Origin of the sequence: Pseudobacter sp. (genome assembly GCF_051955275.1) — a bacterium.
In the GTDB taxonomy this organism is placed as follows: Bacteria; Bacteroidota; Bacteroidia; order Chitinophagales; family Chitinophagaceae; genus Pseudobacter.
Genome location: NZ_JBQCGW010000220.1, coordinates 1 through 20408 on the forward strand (window position 1 = coordinate 1; position 20408 = coordinate 20408).

Genomic DNA, 20408 nt, shown 5'->3' on the forward strand with positions numbered 1-20408 from the left:
CTTCTGAGAACCAGTTCTGGGGAGCTTATATGAACCAGACCCGTCTTTCTGAGAAATGGGGATTCTGGGCTGAAGCGCAGATCAGGACCAAAGAAGACTTCTTTACCAATTTTTCAACCGGCATAGCTCGGGTTGGTCTTACTTACTATGTGAACAACAATACCAAGATCACTGCAGGATATGGATATATTCATTCATTCCCAAATAATGGTCATAAGAATATTGCAGTGCCAGAACATCGTCCCTGGCAACAGATCCAGTGGCATACCAAATATGGCGAGAAGCTGCGTGTAATGCAATATGCAAGGCTTGAAGAAAGATACCGCCGCAAAGTGCTGAATGATGATGAGCTGGCAGACGGCTATCATTTCAACTGGAGGGCCAGGTATAGTTTCCTGCTTCAGGGAGCCATCGGCAACAAACCTTTTGCACCCGGCACTGTAAGCTGGGTCCTCAATGACGAGATCATGGTCAATTTCGGAGAACAGATTGTAAACAATTATTTCGATCAGAACCGTTTCTTCGCAGGCTTTGCTTATCACATGAACAAATCCGATCAGGTACATGTCGGATATATGAACCAGTTCATTCAGCAACCGGCTGGCAACAGTTACCGGACCAATCATATAGCACGGGTGGCTTATTTTCATAACCTGGACCTGCGCAGCAAATAACACAGTACGCTATAAAATAAGAGAGGGCGTCTCTTTGGAGACACCCTCTTCTTGTATATGGGTACTTACTGCTTATCAATGGGCCGGGAAATGATTACCGTACTGGTTGATCAGTATCATGTCCATCCATGACCCTCTCATATTCCTGGTAACCAGTTTGCCATTGGGATCAAATAAAAGGCAGGCAGGGATGCCCCGTATCCTGTAGTCTTTGGTCAGCTCGCTTTTGAAGGCGTTCTTCTCAACAAGTTGCGGCCATTTATTGTCCAGCTGCTCCTCCTTGATGGCCTTGATCCAGGCATCGTGTTTTTCATCCAGGGAGATGCTTACAATTTCAAATCCTTTCGGATTGTAATACTGGTACACTTCTTTGATATGCGGGATATCCGCTCTGCAGGGACCGCACCAGGAAGCCCAGAATTCCAGCAGCACATACTTTCCCTTGCCTACATACTCACTCAGTTTGTGTTCTTTGCCTTCGCTGTCCTGTAAAGTATAATCAAGCAGGTTGCTGCCTACAGCTGTTTTTTTGTTCAGTTCAGCGCGATCCAGGAAGCCTTTGTACAAAGGGCTGGTGGAGTTGAAGCCGGAAAAATGTTTCACCAGTTTATCGATCTCGGTAGTGGTGATATTTGCCTGATCGATTGCCTGCGTGGCAATAAAGGCAAGCAGATCTGAAGGTTTGTTCCTGAAGATATACTGCAGAATATAAGCAGTCCTTTCATTGGAAACCTTGTCGATATTTCTCACGATATCGATACCAATTTTCATCGGCCCTTTCTCTTTTCCTTTTCCCGGGTTGAGATAAGGAATGTATTCTTTCATGAAAAGCGAATCCCTTTCCTTGTCGTACACAGCCTTAGGGGTATAGTATTTCAGGTATGCATCATGCAGCGGGGATCCGGTTACAGATACGCCGGAAGCAAGTGTGCCTGTTCCTCTCAGGTAGTAATACTCGGTGAGGTCACTGAAGTTGCCATCGATCTGGATGGTGCCTTCTGAAGCCAGCAGGTTCAGGCCTTTGCTGCGATACGGGTCCTTTTCATTCTGTAATACAACGGACAGAAACCGGGGTGAGGTAAGTTTCGTTTTGAAAGAGAAACTTCCATTGATGATCACAGCGCTGTCGATCGTTTCGTTTGAAACATCGGAATAGGTAAGGTATACTTTCTGACCATCGGCCACACCGTTTATTTTCCCTTTGATAGCTACAGGAAAATCAGATGCGAAGCCTGAAGTAAAACACAGAATGGTCAATAAAAGCAGAATCATTGATCTTGTCATGGCATGCGTTTATTAAATATGAAAAATTAATTGCGGAGTCTCAATCCATCCAGGCAGAAATAAGAAGGCAGTGCCGGGTTGGAAGAGCTTACATCAAACTGGAGTTTGTTCACTTCGCCCAGCGAGCTGAGTGCCACCTTGTTCCAGTTATCCATTACAAAATTGTATTTGGGATTGGCCGGATCCACATTGGGCAATGCAGCAAGATAGAATTCCACTTTTCCTGTAACCTTGGTATCTACATAACCTGTTACGGTCAATTTGATATTGCCTTTGGCCCATGCATCAGCAGCTGTGGTGGAATCCGCTTTCACCTGGTCTGGTGTTTTGTTGGCGGCTCTTGCTGCGTCTGCGGCCGTATGGCCTGCCGCTCTTTTACCCAGTATCTCTTCACCTGCCAGCCTTGTGATGTTGGCATCACCAGGCCCGGGCAGGAAGAATATGCCATACATATCAGTTCCTGTATTCGGGTTGTTTGGGTTACGCACTTTAGTGCCTGCTGTATTGTACTGTTGTGTGGTGGCATCCAGGGTACCTGAATACCTGGAACCGTAAGTGGCAAGCAGGTAAGTGTATGTATTGTTGGCTGCCAGGATATGCTCTACCACTCTTGGTTGCGGCCATGAGATGATGGCTTCGCCTCCGGTAGTATTGCCTACCAGGTAGGTGCCTGTCTGGCTGGGAGCCGGCGCAGTGTACACTGAAAATATCGTGGAGTCCAGCGCCAGTTGTTTGGGAGTGCCCGAGAGTGCAGGATTGCCAAAAGTGTAACTGAGGGTCCAGGGATATGATCTCCATGTTTTGGTGGAAACAGCAAATCCTTTGAAGGAGCCATCATTTTCTTTTTTCACATTGATGGTAACGGTGCCTGATTTGCTGTCGCCTGCCTTGAAGGGCGCGTCCGGTACATTGTAAGTGAGCCTGCCCGGATCGAGGTCTTCGAAATTTATATCGTTGGGATAGGGCAGCAGCACATCTTTCTTTTCATCAGCGCAGGATGTGAAAGCCAGGGCTATCAAAAACAAACTGCCGGTTAAAATATTTTTACGCATAAGCTTTTGAGTTTTGCGGTTACAGGTCTGGGTTTTGTTTCATGAGTTTGTTATTGATCATTTCCGCATCGGGGATCGGCCAGCAGATCCTGTTTTCTTCCAGGGTCTTGTCCTTGATCACTTCTATCCAACGTCTTCCCTGGGTTTTGAACCGGAGAGATGCGAAGAACTCGCTACCGTTCTCGATGAATGTTTCCGTAAAGATCTCTTTGAAGATCAGGTCCATCAGTTCATCCTGGGTAGCGGCGCTCAAAGCGGGCAGTACGGGATTGGTCCTTTTGGAACGCATTTCATTGAGGGGAGCCAGTGCATCGCTTACGGTTCCTCCGGTGCGTGCGATCAACTCTGCTTTCATGAGGTATAATTCAGGGAAGCGGAAATAATAAGCGGCATATTTTTCGTCGTTCACCGTTTTCCCTTCGATGCTTCCGTAGCGTGCAACTTTTTTGAAAGTATGACGATAGGTGTTGTCCCAGGTTTCACCGGCTCTTACAGGGCCTGTAACGATATTCCATCTTGGATCCTGCTTGAACCAGTCGAGGCCGAAATTGAGCCCGGCAGTGAGCGTTAAGTTGGGAGCAAGAGGAAGTGTGGTGCCTGCGATCTGTGACAGGTAATAGGTGTAATAGTAGCCGCCTTTTGTAGTTCTGGTACCGTCATTTTCAAGGTAACGTGCAAACAGGTTCTCCTTTGCATCCCATGATTGTTTATACACCTGATCCAGATCAGGCATCATGTCAAATGCGGGAGGATGGTTCTGCAGGATATCATTTACCAGGGTGAGAGACTGGTTCAGCTCTGCTGCATTGTTACGGTATCCGCCCCTGTACAGGAGGATCTTTGCTTTCAGTGCTTTGGCGAATTCCTTCGACATATAACGGGAACTAGTAAATGAAGGCAGATTAGCAATGGCAAAATCCAGGTCCTCATAGATCTTCTGATAGGATTCTCCCACGCTAATCCTTGCTTTCTGGATATTCTTCAGGTCAATCACTTCATCCCTGTAAAGCAATCCGTATTCATCGGCATCATCAGCCCACCAGTGACCATAGTTCCAGAGGATATTGGTATGCACCCAGGCACGCAGGCATCTGGCTTCAGCCACCAATGCATTTTTCTGTTCATCGGAAATAACGGATGCGGGCAGGATATCGATGCCGTTCACAGCGAAGTTGGCGGCATTGAGGCTCTTATAAAAACTGGTCCAGGGTGCAGCTGATGTTCTGGTCACCTGTGTGTAAGACATATCGTAATCCATGGTCACCCATTTCACGAAACCTGCCTTGGAAGCCTGTGCAATGTATAAGCTGCCTGCCCAGTCATCTCCCTGGAATGTAGCATACACGCCGCCTACGGCTGCTTTTGCTTTACTGAGATCTGTGATGGCGTTGGCGTCTGTTAGTGCATAGTAGGGCTTTTCATCAAGAAACTTATTGCAGCTGACAGCCCCTGTTATTGTAGTGAGTAAGAATATATGATAGATGATCTTTTTCATAAGTGCTTGCTTATTTGAATGTGAACATAACGGCTACGTTGAAGTTTCTTGCAGAAGGATACGTGCTGTTGTCAACTCCCATGCCTGTACCGATTGCTGAAGAAGACCAGTTACCCTGCGGATCAAAGCCAGGATATTTGGTGATGGTGATCAGGTTAGCCGCCTGGAAAGAAAGATCGATGCCCTGGATCACCCAGTCCCTGAACACGGAGGAAGGAACACGGTACACAAGGTTCAATGCGCTCAGTCTGAGGTAAGAGGCATCATAAAGCCAGAAGTCGGAGAAAGTGGCATTACCGCCATCGCCATAATGCGTCATCCTTGGAATGGTGGCGTCATAAGGGCTCAGCAGGGTGGCGCTCTTTCCGGCGATCTTATTGGCGTGATTGTAGTTGCCTACATATCCAACATCATCCATCGGCATTTTCCAGAGGCGTTTGTGGCCGTATGCATAGGTGAAAGTGGCATTGATGCGGAAGCCTTTGTAATTGGCTGTCAGACCGAAGCCGCCGTAGTATTTTGGATCTGCGCTGCCCAGTACGGTACGGTCATCTGCATTGATCACCCCATTGCCATCCTGGTCAAGGAAGATCAGATCTCCTTTGTTCTCATAAGCTACCCTGTAGTTGGCCTGGGCGCCTGTGGCCGTTCTGCCTTTAAGTGCAATCACTTCTTCAGGTGATACAAATAAGCGACCGGCTGTTTTGTAACCGAACCACTGTCCGGTCCTTTGCCCTTCCAGTACTTTCATGTAAACGGTGAAAGTGCTTGGGAACAGCAGTTCCTTAACCACACCGTTTATTTTCATGATACGGTTGATATTGGTGGAAGCATTGAAGTCTACCTGCAGGTTGAAATTCTTCTTCTTGATGATGTCTGCAGTTACATCAAACTCAACACCATTGTTCTTTACGGAGCCTACGTTTGAACTGATGCTGGAGAAGGAGCTGCTGGGTGGCAGTGGTTGTGAATAGATCAGGTGGTTGGTGATCTTTTTGTAAACACCAAAAGTACCGCGGATCCTTTCGTCCCATAAACCGAAATCAACTCCGAAGTCGGTCATTTCTGCTTCTTCCCACTGCAATTCTGTATTACCTACGGAGCTGGGGGCGATGGCCGGGATCTCATTGTACCTGCTTGAGTTCACATTCGTTCTCCAGTCGTAGTTGCCGAGGTTCTGTGAACCGGCAAGACCTCTGGATGCTCTCAGCTTTATGTATGAAATGAAGTTACTGACCTTTGATTTCTTGAAGAATTCTTCTTCACTTATGATCCACGCTACAGCTGCTGAAGGGAAGGTTCCCCAGCGTTTGTCCGGACCGAAACGGCTGGAGCCGTCGCGGCGGATAGTACCGCTGATGATATACCTGTCTTTGAATTTGTAATGCGCTCTCGCGTATTGTGATAACAGGGCATTGGCGCTTTTTGATTCTGTGAGTGCGCCGCGTACTGCACCGGATGTGAAGTTGTTGAGTACATCATCATCAGGGAAGTTGGTGGCGGTCATACCGAAATCATTGGCCGTGAATTTTTCCATGGAAAGACCTGCCATGGCCGTGATGTCGTGGTTACCGAAATTCTTTGCGTAGGTGAGGGTGTTCTCGAAACTGCTGGTGGTATTCTTGGAATCGTTCCTGGTTCTGGTACCATCATAGTTGAAGGTGCTTCCTCTTCTTGTATAGTTGAGTGCTTCGCCTTTGGTGAACTGTGTGCTGTAGGAAGTGCGGAGCACCAGGTTCTTCATCAGGTCAAGTTCCAGGAACATTTGTCCGATGAAAGCCTGTGAGTTGCTGTACCTGGTGTTCTTGAGCGTGGTGTATGGGTTCTCTGTATAAGCATCTCTTGTGAAGAGGGTGCCGTCTGGATTGTATGGTGGAATATCAGGGCGGATCTTTTTCAGTACATCCAGCATATAATCTTTATCGTCTACCTGCCTGGAGTTGCCGCTGAGGTTAAGTCCCAGCTTGATGCCCTTGCGCAGTTTTGCTTCCAGGTTCAGTCTTCCGCCGAAGCTTTTTGCATCTCCTGATTTTACGATGCCTTCGTCCATTCTGTGGTTGAGTGAAACGTAGTAGGCGAGGTTTTTGGCGCCGCCTCTCAGGGAAAGATCGTATTGTTTGTTCCAGGGGTTATGCGTCATTTCTTTCTGCCAGTTGGTATTGCCTTCATAGTATGCGCCAGGCAATACTTTGAAGGTGCTCATATCAAACTCACTGGAGTTGGTTCTCATAAATGCCTGTTCATCCAGGTAGAGTCTGGTGAAATAATCGAATGCGCCTCTGCCGAAGGCTTCGATCCTGGCGGCATTGTCTGCAAAGCGGATATATTCCGGAGACTCCATGTATTTGTAACCATTGAAATTCTGAACCTGTAATCCAAAGCGGCTGGTAAACTGAATGGTAGGTTTTGCGCCTTCTGCGCCGCGTTTGGTGGTTACAATCACAACACCGTTGGCGGCTCTCGATCCATAGAGTGCCGTTGCGGAAGCGTCTTTCAGGATCTCGATGCTTTGAATGTCGTTGATATTAAGGTTGAAAAGTGTGTTGGCAATATTACCGGTAGAGGTCTGTGAGTAATCGGGGATACCATCGATCACCCAAAGTGGTTGATTACTTCCTGAAATGGAGGAGGCTCCCCTGATCACCACGCTTACGGGTGAGGAAGGAGAGGCGGACTGGATATTTACGTTCACCCCTGCAGAGCGGCCCTGGATAAGGCTCTGGAGCGAAGCGCCCATTGGCGCATTCTTAATGTCCTGCGTACTGATGGAAGATATGGACCCGGTGATATCCCTGATCTTAGACTTACCATATGCTACCACAACCGTTTCATTCATCTGTGAAATGGAAGGGCTGAGATTTACAACAATGCTTTGTCTTCCTTTCAGTTCAACGGTAGTGGTGGCGTAGCCTACATATGAAATGACGAGGGTGGCTTTGTTGTCGATCCCTTTCAACGTGAATTCGCCTTCAAAGTTGGTGACAACGGAAACAGGGCTTCCCTTAACCTGGACGGTAGCGCCTTCCAGAGGTTTCCCTGAAATGGCATCGGTCACTGAACCCCTGATGTCCGGGAGTTCGGGTTCCGTGCCTTCGGTATGTTCCAGCAGGTTGAGGTTGATGGTAGTGGGAGGAACCGGATTGATCCTGCGCACTACTATAATATTATTTACGATGGAAAAGCTCAGTGGTTTCCCTACGAAGCAGTCTTCCAGCACCGTTCTGAAGTCTGCGTCCTTTACCTGGACGGTTACTTTTTCCATGCTGTGCAGGAATTCATCGCGGAAGAAGAACTGGTAATTGGTCTGTCTGGAGATCTCTTTAAATACCTGTTCAAGGGTGGTATTCTTAAGAGAAATGGTTACGCGTTGTGCGTAAACTTCCGCCTGGGCGTACAGGCAGGAGCTCAGAAGAAGTACTAAAGTCAATCTCATAATGCGAAAAAATGAATGGTCAATCCGCCAGCATAGAAGCCTGGCAGGCAAACTGCAGGAAAGTTTCATACTTTTGCGTTGTTTTGGTTTATAGAAAGAATGCTCAAAACCTTCAGCAATAAGCCAAATCGCTACCAGAGGCGGCTCTAACGCTTCTGGTTTTTTTATTGCCAAAGGAATCCGGTTTTGCTGATGTTGTTATGGTAGTATGGTAATCTGTTTCCCCTCTATTTTGACTTTTACATCGCTCAGCTCTAATATTTTAACTATCTGGGAAAGCGTAAGATTTCTGGTTATTGAACCGGAGAAAGTAGGCATAGGACCTGCCTTGTCCGGGTTTAGCTGCGTAAGGTTCACCTCCACATCGAACCAGCGTCCTATCTGACGCATCAGTTCTCCTATATTGGCCTTCCTGGTGTAGAACAAGCCGTTCTTCCAGGAGGTGGCTTCATCTGTATCCACTGCAACCACATCCATTTTATTGGTTGCCCGGGTCACTTTGGCCTGCTGTCCGGGTTTCAGCGTAACCCGCTGGCGTGGCGGGTTGATGGTTGCTGAAGTTTCCAGCGGTTGCACCTGTACTGCTCCATCGATCAGTGTGATCTTCTTCAGCGGCTCATCTTCATATACATTCATATTGAAAGATGTGCCAAGCACCAGTACTTCCTGTCCGGCCCCTTTCACAATGAAAGGTCTGTTGGGATCTTTCTTCACTTCAAAATAAGCTTCGCCTGTTACTTCCACCATTCTTTCATGCTCCGGGAAAGCCACCGGGTATTTGATGGAAGATGCAGCATTCAGCCATACGATGGTGCCGTCCGGCAGTACCAGTTGATATTGTCCTCCCCGCGGAGTGCTCAGGATATTGAATTGATTGCTCCTGGCTGCATTGTCACCGGCCTGCACATATTCCAGTCTGCCTCCTGCTTTGTTCACCAGTACACCGCTGTCTGCGGCTATCTGTCCATTACCTGTACTGTCGAGCAGGATATTGCTGCCATCGGCCAGTACCAGCATGGCTTTGTTGCTGCCTGGCTGAATATCGGGTACTGCTGGTATTTCTTTTGCCGCTACCGTTTCCTTTTTTTCTTTTCCATTGTTCACCCATAAATAACCGGCTGCTCCCAGTACAACCAGTATGCTGGCTGCCGCTGCCCAATAGCCTTTGCGGCGCGATGGGATACGGGACGTCTGTTTTTCCGGCGCTGCAAACGGCAGCGTTATGGAATATGGATTCGCACTGATTATTTCCAGGCAGCGGTTGTGCCAGAAATCATAATCGTACGTTTCGTCAGTTGAAACTGAGTTTCCTTTCATATGCATGGCCATGAGTGCTCCGATATGATCGGACAATTCAAATTCCTGATCGTTCTTCATCCATTCCATCAGTTCACTGTACTCTTCAGGAGTTGCTTCATGGCGAAGCGCTTTTTCCAGTATGGCTTTTACTGCTTCCTTGTTCATTATGGGTAGTCTGAAAAAGTAGACACGCGGGAAAACAAATAGTCCCTATGAAAATTTATTTATTTCCAGCGCCAGCAGGAACAGGGGAATATACACTCCTTTTTGCTGGAGGTAAAGCCTGATGGCTGTGGAGGCGCGGGTGAGCGTATTCTTGACTGTTTTGGGGGCAATGCCCAGGTTGCTGGCAATTTCATCGATCCTCAATCCCTGTTCCCGGCTCAGCAGGTAGATCTTTTTTGCCTGTGGTGGCAGGCCGTCGATCGCCTGCTGTATGAATTTCCGGGTTTCGTTGAACTGCAGCACTGATTCGGGCGACTCTTTCCATTCCGGCCGCTCGTTCTGCATTACGGCCAGTTTAGGCCCTACCTTATTGATAAGTGATTGTTTGCGGAGATAATTGAAGCATTGATAATAGACCACGGAGAAGATCCAGCTCCTGGGAGATTTCACCTCGGTGAGTTTTTCCCGGTTAAGCCAGATGCGCAGGAAGATGTCCTGTACGATGTCAGGCACCACCAACGGTGATTTGGTAAGTGTGGTGATCACGGGTTTTACCTGGGGAACGTACAGGTGAAAGAGTTGAATGAACGCCGTTTCATCACCTTCCGCAATGCGGATAAATAACTCCTTATCGGTATCGCATGTATCCGTTCTCAAACAGTCGGGTTTGGTTTCTCTTGAAGCACTAATCAGTTAAGTTGGTCATCTTTAATGACCCCGCATAATAAAATTACCAAAAAAGGATGATCTCAAATCATCCTGATGGCAACAGATATTAACTTTTTTCTGAAGAGATAATCCCGGTATGATCAGTACTGGTTCTTCAACCATTTGAGTAATTCTGCGGAGATCAGTTTCCCCTCCACCATAAATCCGTCATGGCCGTAGGCGGAGTCGATCTCTATGAGCGAAGCGTTGGGCAGTTGTCTTTGCATGAACCTTTGTTCTTCCACCGGGCAGAGGATATCGCTGCTGATACCTATGATGAGGGTGCGCTGTTGAATGCCACGGAGAACGGCATCCACGTCGGCATTGCGGCCGCGGGCAAGATTGTGACTGTCCATGGACCGGGAGAGACTGAAGTAGGAGAAGGCGTTGAATCTTTTTACCAGTTTTTCTCCCTGGTAGTGAATATAGGAGGAGGCACGGAAGCCTTCGAGTTTGGAATGATCGGGGTCGGTCTGGTGTTTCACCATGATGCCGTAGTTCCGGTAGGTGAGCATGCCAATGGCGCGGGCGGTCTTGAGGCCGGCTGCGCCTGCATCAGGTGCATCATTCTTCCAGGTGGCATCTGTTTCAATGGCCAGGCGCTGGGTGGTGTGCACGGCAATGCCCCAGGCGCTCTCAGTGGGAGAGGTGGCCAGCAGGAACAGCTGCTCTATCACTTCCGGCTCGGCAACGGCCCATTCCATGGCCTGATAGCCGCCCATGCTGCCTCCCATGAGGAGGTGGATCCGGCTGATGCCCAGGTGACGGCGGAGCAGGATATGCGCCTGAACCATATCGCGGATGGTAATGAGAGGAAAATGGTGAAAATAAGGCTGCCCTGTGCGGGGATCTGTACTGAGCGGGCCGGTAGTGCCATAACAGGAACCGATGATATTAGCACAAACTATAAAGTATTCTTCCGGATTGATCACTTCTCCTGTGCCGATTACGCCTTTCCACCAGTCGGCCGCATCGGAATTGGCCGTCAGGGCATGACATACCCAAACCACCTTGCTGTTGGGCTGTAATTGGCCATAGGTATGGAAAGCCACGGTGAGCTCCGGCAAGATCTGCCCGGACTCCAGTTGAAACGGTTCGTTAAAGTGAAAGGTCTGCATTCGGTCAATACTGATTCAGGGTGCAAAGTAAATGCCTGCATGAATTACATTTGCAAAAATCTTTACCATGATTAAAATTGAATTGGAGCGGGTAAAAGGCGATTACGGTTTTGAAGCTAAGGACGCATACGGCCATACGGTTCATATCGATAACAGCACAGAGGGAGGTGGCTCTGATTTCGGGGCCCGTCCCATGCAATTACTGCTGATGGGCCTGGGAGGCTGCAGCGGCATCGATATCGTATCGATCCTGAAGAAGCAGCGTCAGCCAGTGGAAGGTTTTAATATGAAGATAGAAGGCGAGCGTGAGGCGGGTAAAGAGCCATCCCTCTGGAGCAATGTACATATCGTATTTGAACTTACGGGGGAAGTGGATCCGCAGAAGGCTTACAAAGCAGCCGAACTTTCCATGGATAAATATTGTTCTGTTGCCGAAACCCTGCGCCGTGCGGGAGGCAATCTCACCTGGTCCGTTCGTGTGAATGGTCAAAACATCCAATAATCTCCAGTATGTCACAACATCCCATTACTCAGGCAATCCGGATCCAGACCGAACGTACCAACGAAATGGAGCACAGCACGCCCATGTTCCTTACCAGCAGCTTCTGCTTTGATGATGCCGAGGAAATGCGCGCAACTTTTGCCGATGAGACCGACTTCAATATCTACAGCCGGTTCAGCAACCCTAACGTAAAAGAATTCACAGATAAGGTTTGCGCCCTCGAAGGTGCCGAAGCCGGTTATGCTACTGCATCTGGCATGAGCGCCATCTTCGCCTCCTTCATGGCGCTGATGAAACAGGGAGATCACCTGCTGGTCTGCAATGCCATTTTCGGCAGCACGCATACCGTGATCACCAAATTCCTTCCCAGGTTCGGCATCGAATACACTTATTTCGAGGCGGATAAGCCCGAAACCTGGGATGCCCTGGTTCGTCCAAATACCAAAATGATCTTTGTTGAAACGCCTACCAACCCGGGCCTTGACCTGGTGGACATGGAGAAAGCAAGCGCGCTTGCTAAAAAACATAACCTGCTCTTCAATGTAGACAACTGTTTTGCAACACCAATCGGCCAGCGTCCCATCGATTTCGGGGCCGACCTGGTAGTTCATTCCGCCACCAAGTGGATGGACGGGCAGGGCCGTGTGCTGGGCGGTGTGATCGTAGGCAGGAAAGAGCTGATCAAAGATATTTATCTCTTCTGCCGCAGTACCGGGCCATCACTGTCTCCCTTCAATGCCTGGATCCTGAGCAAAAGCCTTGAAACCCTGGACGTGCGTATGGAACGCCACGCTTCCAATGCGCTGACCCTGGCACAGAAATTAGAGAAACATTCTGCTATCTCCTGGCTGAAATATCCCTGGTTGCCCAGTCATCCGCAGCACGGGATCGCCAAAAAGCAAATGACGAATGGCGGTGGTATCGTGTGTTTTGAGCTGAAGGGCGGACTGGAAGCAGGACGTAAATTCCTGGACAGGCTGCAAATGCTGAGTTTAACAGCCAACCTGGGTGATACAAGGAGCATTGCATCACATCCTGCAAGCACTACGCATGCCAAGCTCACAGAGGCTGAGCGTGCAGCAGTGAATATAACGCCGGGGCTTATCCGAATTTCAGTTGGACTGGAAAAGGTGGATGATATTCTGGCTGATATCCTGCAGGCGCTGGAGGATTAGTGAAAATCGGCCTGTGCCCGTAAAATCAGCTTGTGTCCGGTAGCTCGCCTCTGACGAGTTACTTCTATTTGTTCGCCTCCGGCGAACACCGTGTCGCCGGGAGGCGGCGGAATAAAAGTCACTCGCGGGGACGCGAGCGACCGGGCACTGCGAAATAAAATTTTTCATCATGAGAAAGCCGCAACCTGCTAAAGTGGTGAGAAGCCTTGGGAAAACCATTGCTGAGCATTGCCGGAAGATCCCGGGCGGCTTCGATGTTGAGGATATACATGATCTGAGAGTGGCTTATAAGAAGCTGCGATCTTTTCTGAGGCTGATGCAGGGAGATGACAGGAATGTAAAAATGCCGGATGAGATCAAAGTGATTTATCGGTCATGCGGAACCGTTAGAGATATGCAGCTGATCATTGAACGCTTGAGAGAATGGAAGGAGATCATCCCGGGCTTTCTCAAAGGTATTCATCATGATCTCTTTCAGGCCAAGGAATTACTGGTGATACACATCGAAGATACCAGTATCAGTAAAACCATTAAAGAGCTGATGGATGAGTTGCCGCCAACGGTTACGGAAGAAATGTTGAAACGTTTCATCCAGCGGAAAGTGGCTACTATCCATGTGCTGCTGCTGGCACTGGAGCATGAGGAGGAATTGCACGCCATCCGGAAAGCGTTGAAAGACCTGGTATACGTAAAAAAGATCCTGGAAACAGAACTGAAATATGATTATGCTTTTCCGGAATGGCAAGATGATAATAAGCTGGAAGAGCTCACAACCATGCTGGGCGATCTCAACGACCAGTACATCGCGCTTTCTTTTCTGAATGAAGAGCGGATGCAGCAGGCTCCTCTGGAAGAACAAACCGCGCTTCAGCAATTACTCGCACAATGGAAACTTTCCAAAGAACAGGCGCAGCAAACTGCCATGCAGGAAGTGCGCAGCCTGCAGGGTTTCTTTCAGGTATAATTTCTGTAATTACAATATTTTTTCCATCTGCATACTACGCGATCCTTTTACCAGGAAGCTGGTATGCTGGAAATTTTGAGCGGTCAGCCATTCTTTGGCGGCGGCTGCATTCTCCATGCTTATGAAGGGATGATCGATCTTTCTGAAATCGCCACCTACCAGAACCACTGCCTTCCAGTTGTATTTTTTGATGAGATCGATGATCTGCTGGTGTTCCTGCAGGCTTTCAGGGCCGAGTTCCATCATGCCTCCGAGCATCAGCACTTTGTTGTTGCCCTTGAGCGAGGCAAAGTTGTCGATGGCAGCCCGCATACTGCTGGGGTTGGCGTTGTACGCATCCAGGATATAGCTGTTATTGCCGATGGTCATCAGCTGAGAGCGGCTGTTGCTGGGGGTATAGTTCTCAATGGCGGTGCGGATGGCTTCATCGGATACACCAAAATGCTTTCCGATGGTAACTGCCACCAGGATATTCGGCAGATTGTAAGCGCCTACCAGTTTGCTGTTGATGGTGAAGGGCTGACTGCCGGTGATGGACACAGACAGGAAGGGTTCACTTTGAGATACCTCTCCCGTTACTGTTGCATTGGAAGTGCCGTAGGTAATGATCTTTTCAATGCCTTTGCTCATTTCCTGCAGGTAATCATAATCCCACATTACGAAGGCGGTGCCGTTGTGCGCGCGGAGATAATTGAAGAGCTCTCCTTTGCCTTTGCGAACGCCTTCAATACCTCCGAATCCTTCCAGGTGCGCCTTGCCTGCATTGGTGATGATTCCATGGGTAGGCAGGGTGTACAGGCAATAGCTTTCGATCTCTTTCTGGTGATTGGCTCCCATTTCTATCACAGCCATTTCTGCATCGGGTTGAACACGCAGGAGGGTGAGGGGGATGCCTATATGATTATTCAGGTTGCCCTGTGTTGTGTATGTTTTGTAGCGGGCGGCAAGCACGGTGCTTACCAGTTCCTTGGTAGTGGTTTTACCGTTACTGCCGGTGATGGCAATAAAGGGGATATCGAATTGTTCCCGGTGGTGTTTGGCCAGTTGCTGCAGGGTGCTGAGCACATCTTCCACCTGGAGGATCTTTTCATGGGGGCTTGCCGGTGGTTCATCCACGATGGCATAGGCGGCGCCTGCATCCAGTGCGGCCTGTGCAAAAGTATTACCATTGAAATTCGGTCCCTTCAGGGCAAAATACAGATCGCCTGCCCTGAGGGCGCGGGTGTCTGTCTGCACGGAAGGAAATTGCTGGTAGACCTTGTATAATTCAGGAATTGTGATCATAAGAATGTGATGGAAGCAAATGTAGTAAAATAAAAAAGCCGTCCTTTTGAGACGGCTCTTTTATTATCTTAAATGAACTTATCTTTTTCTGGTGTTCTGCCTTCTGTTGGGATAGTCGATACCAGTTTTGCGACCATTACCTTCAGGGCTACCTACGCGATCCATAGCGCAACGGAAACCTACGGTGCTGCTTGCCTGATCTTCTTCCATGTAACGGCGTGTGCCGGGGGAGAGCCAGTATGCGCGGTCGTTCCAGCTACCACCTTTGATCACGCGGGATTTGTCGGAGATCAGGGTAGTGAGGCCGTAACCGTATTTAACACCCAGGAGGAGCGAATCACCATCGAGGTAGTTGATCACGTTTCCTTTCTGGTAGTTGCGGCGGTTCTTGCTTTCTTCGTCAGTTACGTAAACTTTCTTTACGCGGCCGAGAGAATCTTTCTCAAACTCACCGTCTTTATTCTTGTAGTTGTTCTCGAAGTAGTTACCACGATAAGGAGATACATCATCGTTATCGGTGGAGTTCATCGGACGGTAAACGTCACCTACCCACTCGTTCACGTTTCCGGACATATTATAAAGACCGAATGCGTTGGGGTAGAAAGAGGTTACAGGTGCAGTGTAAACAGCACGGTCGTTCAGACCACCTGCAACACCCATGTTATCACCATTACCTCTCTTGAAGTTGGCGAGGAAAGTACCCTGCCATGCGCCGCGGCGTGTATCACGGAGACCGTTCACGTTCTGGCTCCAGGAGAATACCTGTTTGTTGGTGATGAGCTCCTCACCGCGTTTTCCTTCCTTGCGGCTTGGGCTCGGGTTCTGACCTACGAGACCGAGGGCTGCATATTCCCATTCAGCTTCCGTTGGGAGGCGGTAGTTGGGGAGCAGGATACCGTCTTCGAAAGTTACAGTAGTTCTTGGAGTTCCGTTGGGGTTCTTAAGAGGGTTCTTCTTGGAACGAACGGAATTGCCTGGGGTAGGAGTGGTCAGACCGATGAGGTATGACTTGGTGTTGAAGCTTTCGCCACCCTGACCCTGAATATTTTTGAGCGTTGTTTTATTGATGAAGCCTTTCTGAACCAGGGCCAGCTCGTTCACACGGTCTGAGCGCCAGAGACAGAAATCGTATGCCTGCCTCCAGGTTACGCCTACTACAGGATAGTAGTTATAAGCCGGGTGACGGAAGTAATATTCAACCAAAGGCTCGTTGTAAGCCAGCTCGCTACGCCAAACGAGGGTATCGGGAAGGGCTCCTTCACGAACATCTTTATATTCATCGGCATCAAATACGTTATTGATCCAGTAGAGATATTCGCGGTAATGGATATTGGCCACCTCTGTACGGTCGATGTAGAAAGAGTTCACCGTTTTACGGGCAGGAACGTTGTTCCAGTCGCTCATTACATCTTCCTCGGTAGCCCCCATCATGAAAGTACCCCCCTGAACAAACACGAGACCGGGGCCGGTATGTTGTTCTTTCTCACGGGATACCTGGTAACCACCCTGATCTTTGCTATTGTATTCCCAGCCGGTTACAGAGGATTTCTCCTTCTTGTTGCTCTTACAGCTGGCGAGAGCCGCGGCGCAGGATACCAGTACGAATAGGTTTTTCAAGTTCATTTTAGATAGCTTTATGCCTTTTGGTTCAATTAAGTTAAACGCAGATGAAGCGCAAAAATTGTACAGTTTCCGTATAAAAAATGTAAACTTTTATTCCGCTAAGGCAGGTTTTTATTAACAGGGTAACAATTTTTTGCAGATGAATAACCTGCAATTGCGAATATAGGCACTTTCGATCTATTTTTGATCAGATGTGCCGCCGCTTTACCATTCTCCTTTGCCTTGTACTGCTGCTTATCCGGTCCACTTCCCTGCTGGCCCAGCGCAGTTATGCGCCTCATTCCGTGCTCGCCTCCGGCAACTGGTTCAGAATTGCCGTTCAGGCCCCCGGGGTGTACCGGTTAGACATACCCTTCCTGCAAACACTGGGCCTGAATATTCAGGGGGCGGCATCAAATTCCATCCGCCTCTATGGGTACAGTGGCGCCATGCTCCCAGAAGACCCCGGCGCTGCCCGGCCCGATGACCTGGTGGAAAACGCCCTCTGGGCCGAAGACGGAGGCGATGGCGTGCTCAATAACAACGATTACCTCCTGTTCTATGCCCCCGGGCCCCATCACTGGACGGCCGACCCCAATAACCGCTCATTCAGGCATACAAAGAACCTCTACAGCGAGCAATCCTACTATTATCTCACCATCGGGGGTGCCGGACTGCGGATAAACAGCCAGCCTGCCACCGGAGTGGCCAATACCACCATCCAGACCTACTCTGACAGATATTTTTATGAGCTCGATTCCGTGAACCTGCTCAGCAGCGGAAAGGATTGGTTCGGGTACGATTTTGCCGATGTGCCGGGTAAGTTGCTCATGCACAATTTCACCGCCGCCCTGCCCGGTCTCACCGCCGCCCCCGCCACTATCAGGGCCCGCTGTATTTCCCGGTCCTTCGGCAATGGCAGCAGCTTCGGATTTACCCTGAACGGCAACTCCATCCTCAATATGAGCATGCCGGCCGTTCCTGCAGGACAATACGATCTTTTCGCCAGGTCCGTTGGGGCTGAAGCCAGCTTTAACCCGCCCGGTCCCAACCTGGCCATCAGCATTACCTACTCACCCGGCAGCGCCAATGCACAGGGGTGGCTCGACTGGTTCGAGATAACCGGCCGCAGCTCCCTCAGCCTGGCTGGAAGGAACCAGCTGCTTTTCCGGGACTGGAACAGCGTAGCCGCCGGCAATACCGGTGAATTCATCATCGACCAGGGAGATGTCTCCACCCAGGTATGGGATGTTACCGACCCCCGGCAACCCATTCGTCTGAACGGCACCGTTAGCGGAAATACTTATCGTTTCATAAACTCCTGCCAGCAGCTGAAGGAGTATGCGGCTTTCCGCCCGGCAGGCTTGCTTACCCCTGTAAATGCAGGCAGAGTGGCCAACCAGGACCTACATGGAACTGATCCCGCAAACATGATCATCCTCACCGATCCTTCGCTGACGGGCCAGGCGCAGCGCATTGCCGATTTTCACCAGCAGCGCGATGGCATCAGCAGCCGAATTGTTACTACCGTACAGGTATATGCGGAGTTCTCCTCTGGCATCCCGGACCCGGTAGCAGTGCGGGATTTCCTGAAAATGTACTACGACAGGTCAAACGGTGATCCCGCAAAACGACCGGCATACCTGCTCCTGCTTGGAGCGGGCTCCTTCGATTACAAAGACCGCATTACCAATAATACCAACCTGGTACCTGCCTGGGAAAGCGGCGTATCGCTGGAACCGCTTGGAACCTACACTTCAGATGATTTCTTCGGCTTCCTCGATGATGGCGATGATATCTCGCAAACCGGTGTTCACCTGCTGGATATCGGCATCGGACGTATTCCAGCTTCCAACGACCAGGAGGCTGCGCGCTATATCAACAAGCTCATTGCTTACACATCTTCCAAAGCGCTGGGCCCCTGGCGAAATGAGCTCACTTTTGTGGCCGATGATGAGGACGGCAACCTGCACCTGCAGGATGCGGAAGTGATCACGCAGACCGTACAGACCACCAACTCTCTTTTCAATACAGACAAGATCTACCTGGATGCCTATCCACAGGAGAGCGGTGCCGCAGGCGCCAGGTACCCTGCAGTGAACCAGGCCATCGGCAGCCGCATGTTCAGCGGCAATCTCATCTGGAATTACACCGGTCACGGAAGCAACAGGCGGCTCGCCGAGGAAGTGGTGCTGGACCAGGACATTGTGAACAGTTTCAACAATGCAGACAAACTGCCCCTGTTCATCACCGGAACCTGCGATTTCGGACCTTACGATAATCCGCTGATCGGTTCGCTGGGAGAGGACCTGCTGCTGCGCGACAAGACCGGGGCCATCGCACTGATGACCACTACCAGGCTGGTGCAGAGTTTCAGCAATCGCATCATGAACCAGAACTATCTTGCTACAGCATTGAAGCAGCAACCTGATGGCAGTTATCTCCGGCTGGGTGATGCCGTGATGCAGGCTAAGAATCTCACCTATACCAACAATTCTGATGTGATCAATAACAGGAAGTTTACGTTGCTGGGGGATCCCGCACTGCGACTGGCTTTCCCGCAGCATAAAGTGGCCGTTACGCAGATCAATGGCGTGCAGGTGGATGCAGTGCCAGATACGCTGAAAGCATTGTCTGAATATACCATAAGCGGGCAGGTGACGGATGAAGCAGGCGTATTGCTCAGCAATTACAACGGTACCGTATATCCGGTGGTGTTCGACAAGCCCCAGGCAAAGCAGACCCTGGGTAATGATCCGGGCAGTCCACCCGTTTCCTTCAGTACACAGCAGAATATGCTCTTCAGGGGCAAGGCCCGTGTGAGCAATGGCCAGTTCAGTTTTCGTTTTGTGGTGCCCAGGGATATCAATTACCAGTTCGGGAATGGCAAGATCAGTTTCTATGCAGAGGATGGTGCTACCGATGCCGGCGGTGCTTATAAAGAGATCATAGTGGGAGGTTCGGGTACTGGTACGGGTGATAAGGATGGTCCGCATATCCGCGCATGGCTCAATGATGAAAAATTTGTGAACGGAGGTATCAGTAATGCCAGACCGATCCTGCTGATGCGGCTGGCGGATTCTTCCGGAATCAATATCATGGGTACAGGTATCGGTCACGACCTGGTGGCGGTGCTTGATAATGATCAGAAGCAAACATATGTGCTCAATCAGTTCTATGAAAGTGAAACGGACAATTACAAAAAGGGATTAGTAAGATTCCAGTTGCCTGAACTGGCTCCCGGCCCCCATACACTTTCCATCAAAGCCTGGGATGCCGTGAACAACTCCAATGAGGCCGTGCTTGAATTCAGGGTGGTGAATGAGTCGGAACTGAGGCTGGAACATGTTCTCAACTACCCGAATCCGTTCACCACGAATACGAATTTCTGGTTCGATCACAACAGGCCCGGAGAAGAATTATCGGTTACTGTTCAGGTATATACCGTATCCGGAAAGTTGGTAAAAACACTAAAACGTACAATATTTTCAACTGGCAACCGTTCCAGTGAAGTGAATTGGGACGGACGTGATGAATATGGCAGTAAGATCGGAAGAGGAGTATATATATACCGGTTGCAAGTGAAAACATCGGACGGAAAAATGGCCTATAAATTAGAAAAATTATATATATTGTAGGATGTATTGATTTTT

14 protein-coding genes are annotated in these 20408 nt (G+C 49.5%); 5 read left to right on the forward strand and 9 right to left on the reverse strand.

Going from position 1 to position 20408, the window contains the following annotated elements; all coding sequences use genetic code 11:
* On the forward strand, positions 1-674 hold a 674-nt coding region (locus tag ACTHMC_RS19210), incomplete at its 5' end, for a DUF2490 domain-containing protein (protein ID WP_440415537.1).
* Between the two features lie 75 nt (positions 675-749).
* Here the strand turns inward: ACTHMC_RS19210 and ACTHMC_RS19215 are convergent.
* From ACTHMC_RS19215 to ACTHMC_RS19245, 7 genes are all read right to left on the reverse strand, one after another.
* Entirely contained in the window at positions 750-1958 is a 1209-nt protein-coding gene (locus ACTHMC_RS19215) for a thioredoxin-like domain-containing protein (RefSeq protein ID WP_440415539.1), read from the reverse strand.
* 26 nt (positions 1959-1984) lie between these two features.
* Entirely contained in the window at positions 1985-3010 is a 1026-nt protein-coding gene (locus ACTHMC_RS19220; protein WP_440415541.1) for a DUF4465 domain-containing protein, read from the reverse strand.
* A 19-nt stretch (positions 3011-3029) separates the two neighbouring features.
* Positions 3030-4505 (reverse strand): RagB/SusD family nutrient uptake outer membrane protein, encoded by a 1476-nt coding sequence (locus ACTHMC_RS19225; RefSeq protein WP_440415543.1) that lies wholly within the window; start codon positions 4503-4505, stop codon positions 3030-3032.
* A 10-nt stretch (positions 4506-4515) separates the two neighbouring features.
* Complete coding sequence (locus ACTHMC_RS19230; RefSeq protein WP_440415545.1) at positions 4516-7938, reverse strand: SusC/RagA family TonB-linked outer membrane protein; 3423 nt, start codon at positions 7936-7938, stop codon at positions 4516-4518.
* A 198-nt stretch (positions 7939-8136) separates the two neighbouring features.
* Positions 8137-9402 carry a FecR domain-containing protein gene (locus ACTHMC_RS19235; protein WP_440415547.1) on the reverse strand — a complete coding sequence of 422 codons (1266 nt, stop codon included), beginning with the start codon at positions 9400-9402 and terminating at the stop codon, positions 8137-8139.
* Between the two features lie 45 nt (positions 9403-9447).
* Complete coding sequence (locus ACTHMC_RS19240) at positions 9448-10059, reverse strand: RNA polymerase sigma factor (protein WP_440415548.1); 612 nt, start codon at positions 10057-10059, stop codon at positions 9448-9450.
* A gap of 152 nt (positions 10060-10211) precedes the next feature.
* Entirely contained in the window at positions 10212-11228 is a 1017-nt protein-coding gene (locus ACTHMC_RS19245) for a homoserine O-acetyltransferase family protein (protein WP_440415550.1), read from the reverse strand.
* Between the two features lie 67 nt (positions 11229-11295).
* On the opposite strand from ACTHMC_RS19245, the gene ACTHMC_RS19250 reads away from it, so the two are divergent.
* The 3 genes from ACTHMC_RS19250 (at position 11296) to ACTHMC_RS19260 (ending at position 13869) form a co-directional block, all read left to right on the forward strand.
* Positions 11296-11730 (forward strand): OsmC family protein, encoded by a 435-nt coding sequence (locus tag ACTHMC_RS19250; RefSeq protein WP_440415552.1) that lies wholly within the window; start codon positions 11296-11298, stop codon positions 11728-11730.
* 8 nt (positions 11731-11738) lie between these two features.
* On the forward strand, positions 11739-12905 hold the full coding sequence (locus tag ACTHMC_RS19255; protein WP_440415554.1) for a trans-sulfuration enzyme family protein: 1167 nt from the start codon (positions 11739-11741) through the stop codon (positions 12903-12905).
* A 169-nt stretch (positions 12906-13074) separates the two neighbouring features.
* Complete coding sequence (locus ACTHMC_RS19260) at positions 13075-13869, forward strand: CHAD domain-containing protein (RefSeq protein WP_440415556.1); 795 nt, start codon at positions 13075-13077, stop codon at positions 13867-13869.
* 9 nt (positions 13870-13878) lie between these two features.
* Here the strand turns inward: ACTHMC_RS19260 and ACTHMC_RS19265 are convergent, their stop codons facing one another.
* Both ACTHMC_RS19265 and ACTHMC_RS19270 read right to left on the reverse strand, forming a co-directional pair.
* Positions 13879-15153 carry a UDP-N-acetylmuramoyl-tripeptide--D-alanyl-D-alanine ligase gene (locus ACTHMC_RS19265; protein ID WP_440415558.1) on the reverse strand — a complete coding sequence of 425 codons (1275 nt, stop codon included), beginning with the start codon at positions 15151-15153 and terminating at the stop codon, positions 13879-13881.
* A 78-nt stretch (positions 15154-15231) separates the two neighbouring features.
* A complete protein-coding gene (locus tag ACTHMC_RS19270) occupies positions 15232-16776 on the reverse strand; it encodes an SUMF1/EgtB/PvdO family nonheme iron enzyme (RefSeq protein WP_440415560.1) in 1545 nt (514 codons plus the stop codon).
* Between the two features lie 191 nt (positions 16777-16967).
* Between ACTHMC_RS19270 and porU the strand changes: the two genes are divergently transcribed.
* Positions 16968-20393, forward strand: coding sequence for a type IX secretion system sortase PorU (gene porU / locus ACTHMC_RS19275; protein WP_440415562.1), 3426 nt, complete (start codon positions 16968-16970; stop codon positions 20391-20393).
* The last annotated feature ends 15 nt before the right edge of the window (positions 20394-20408 follow it).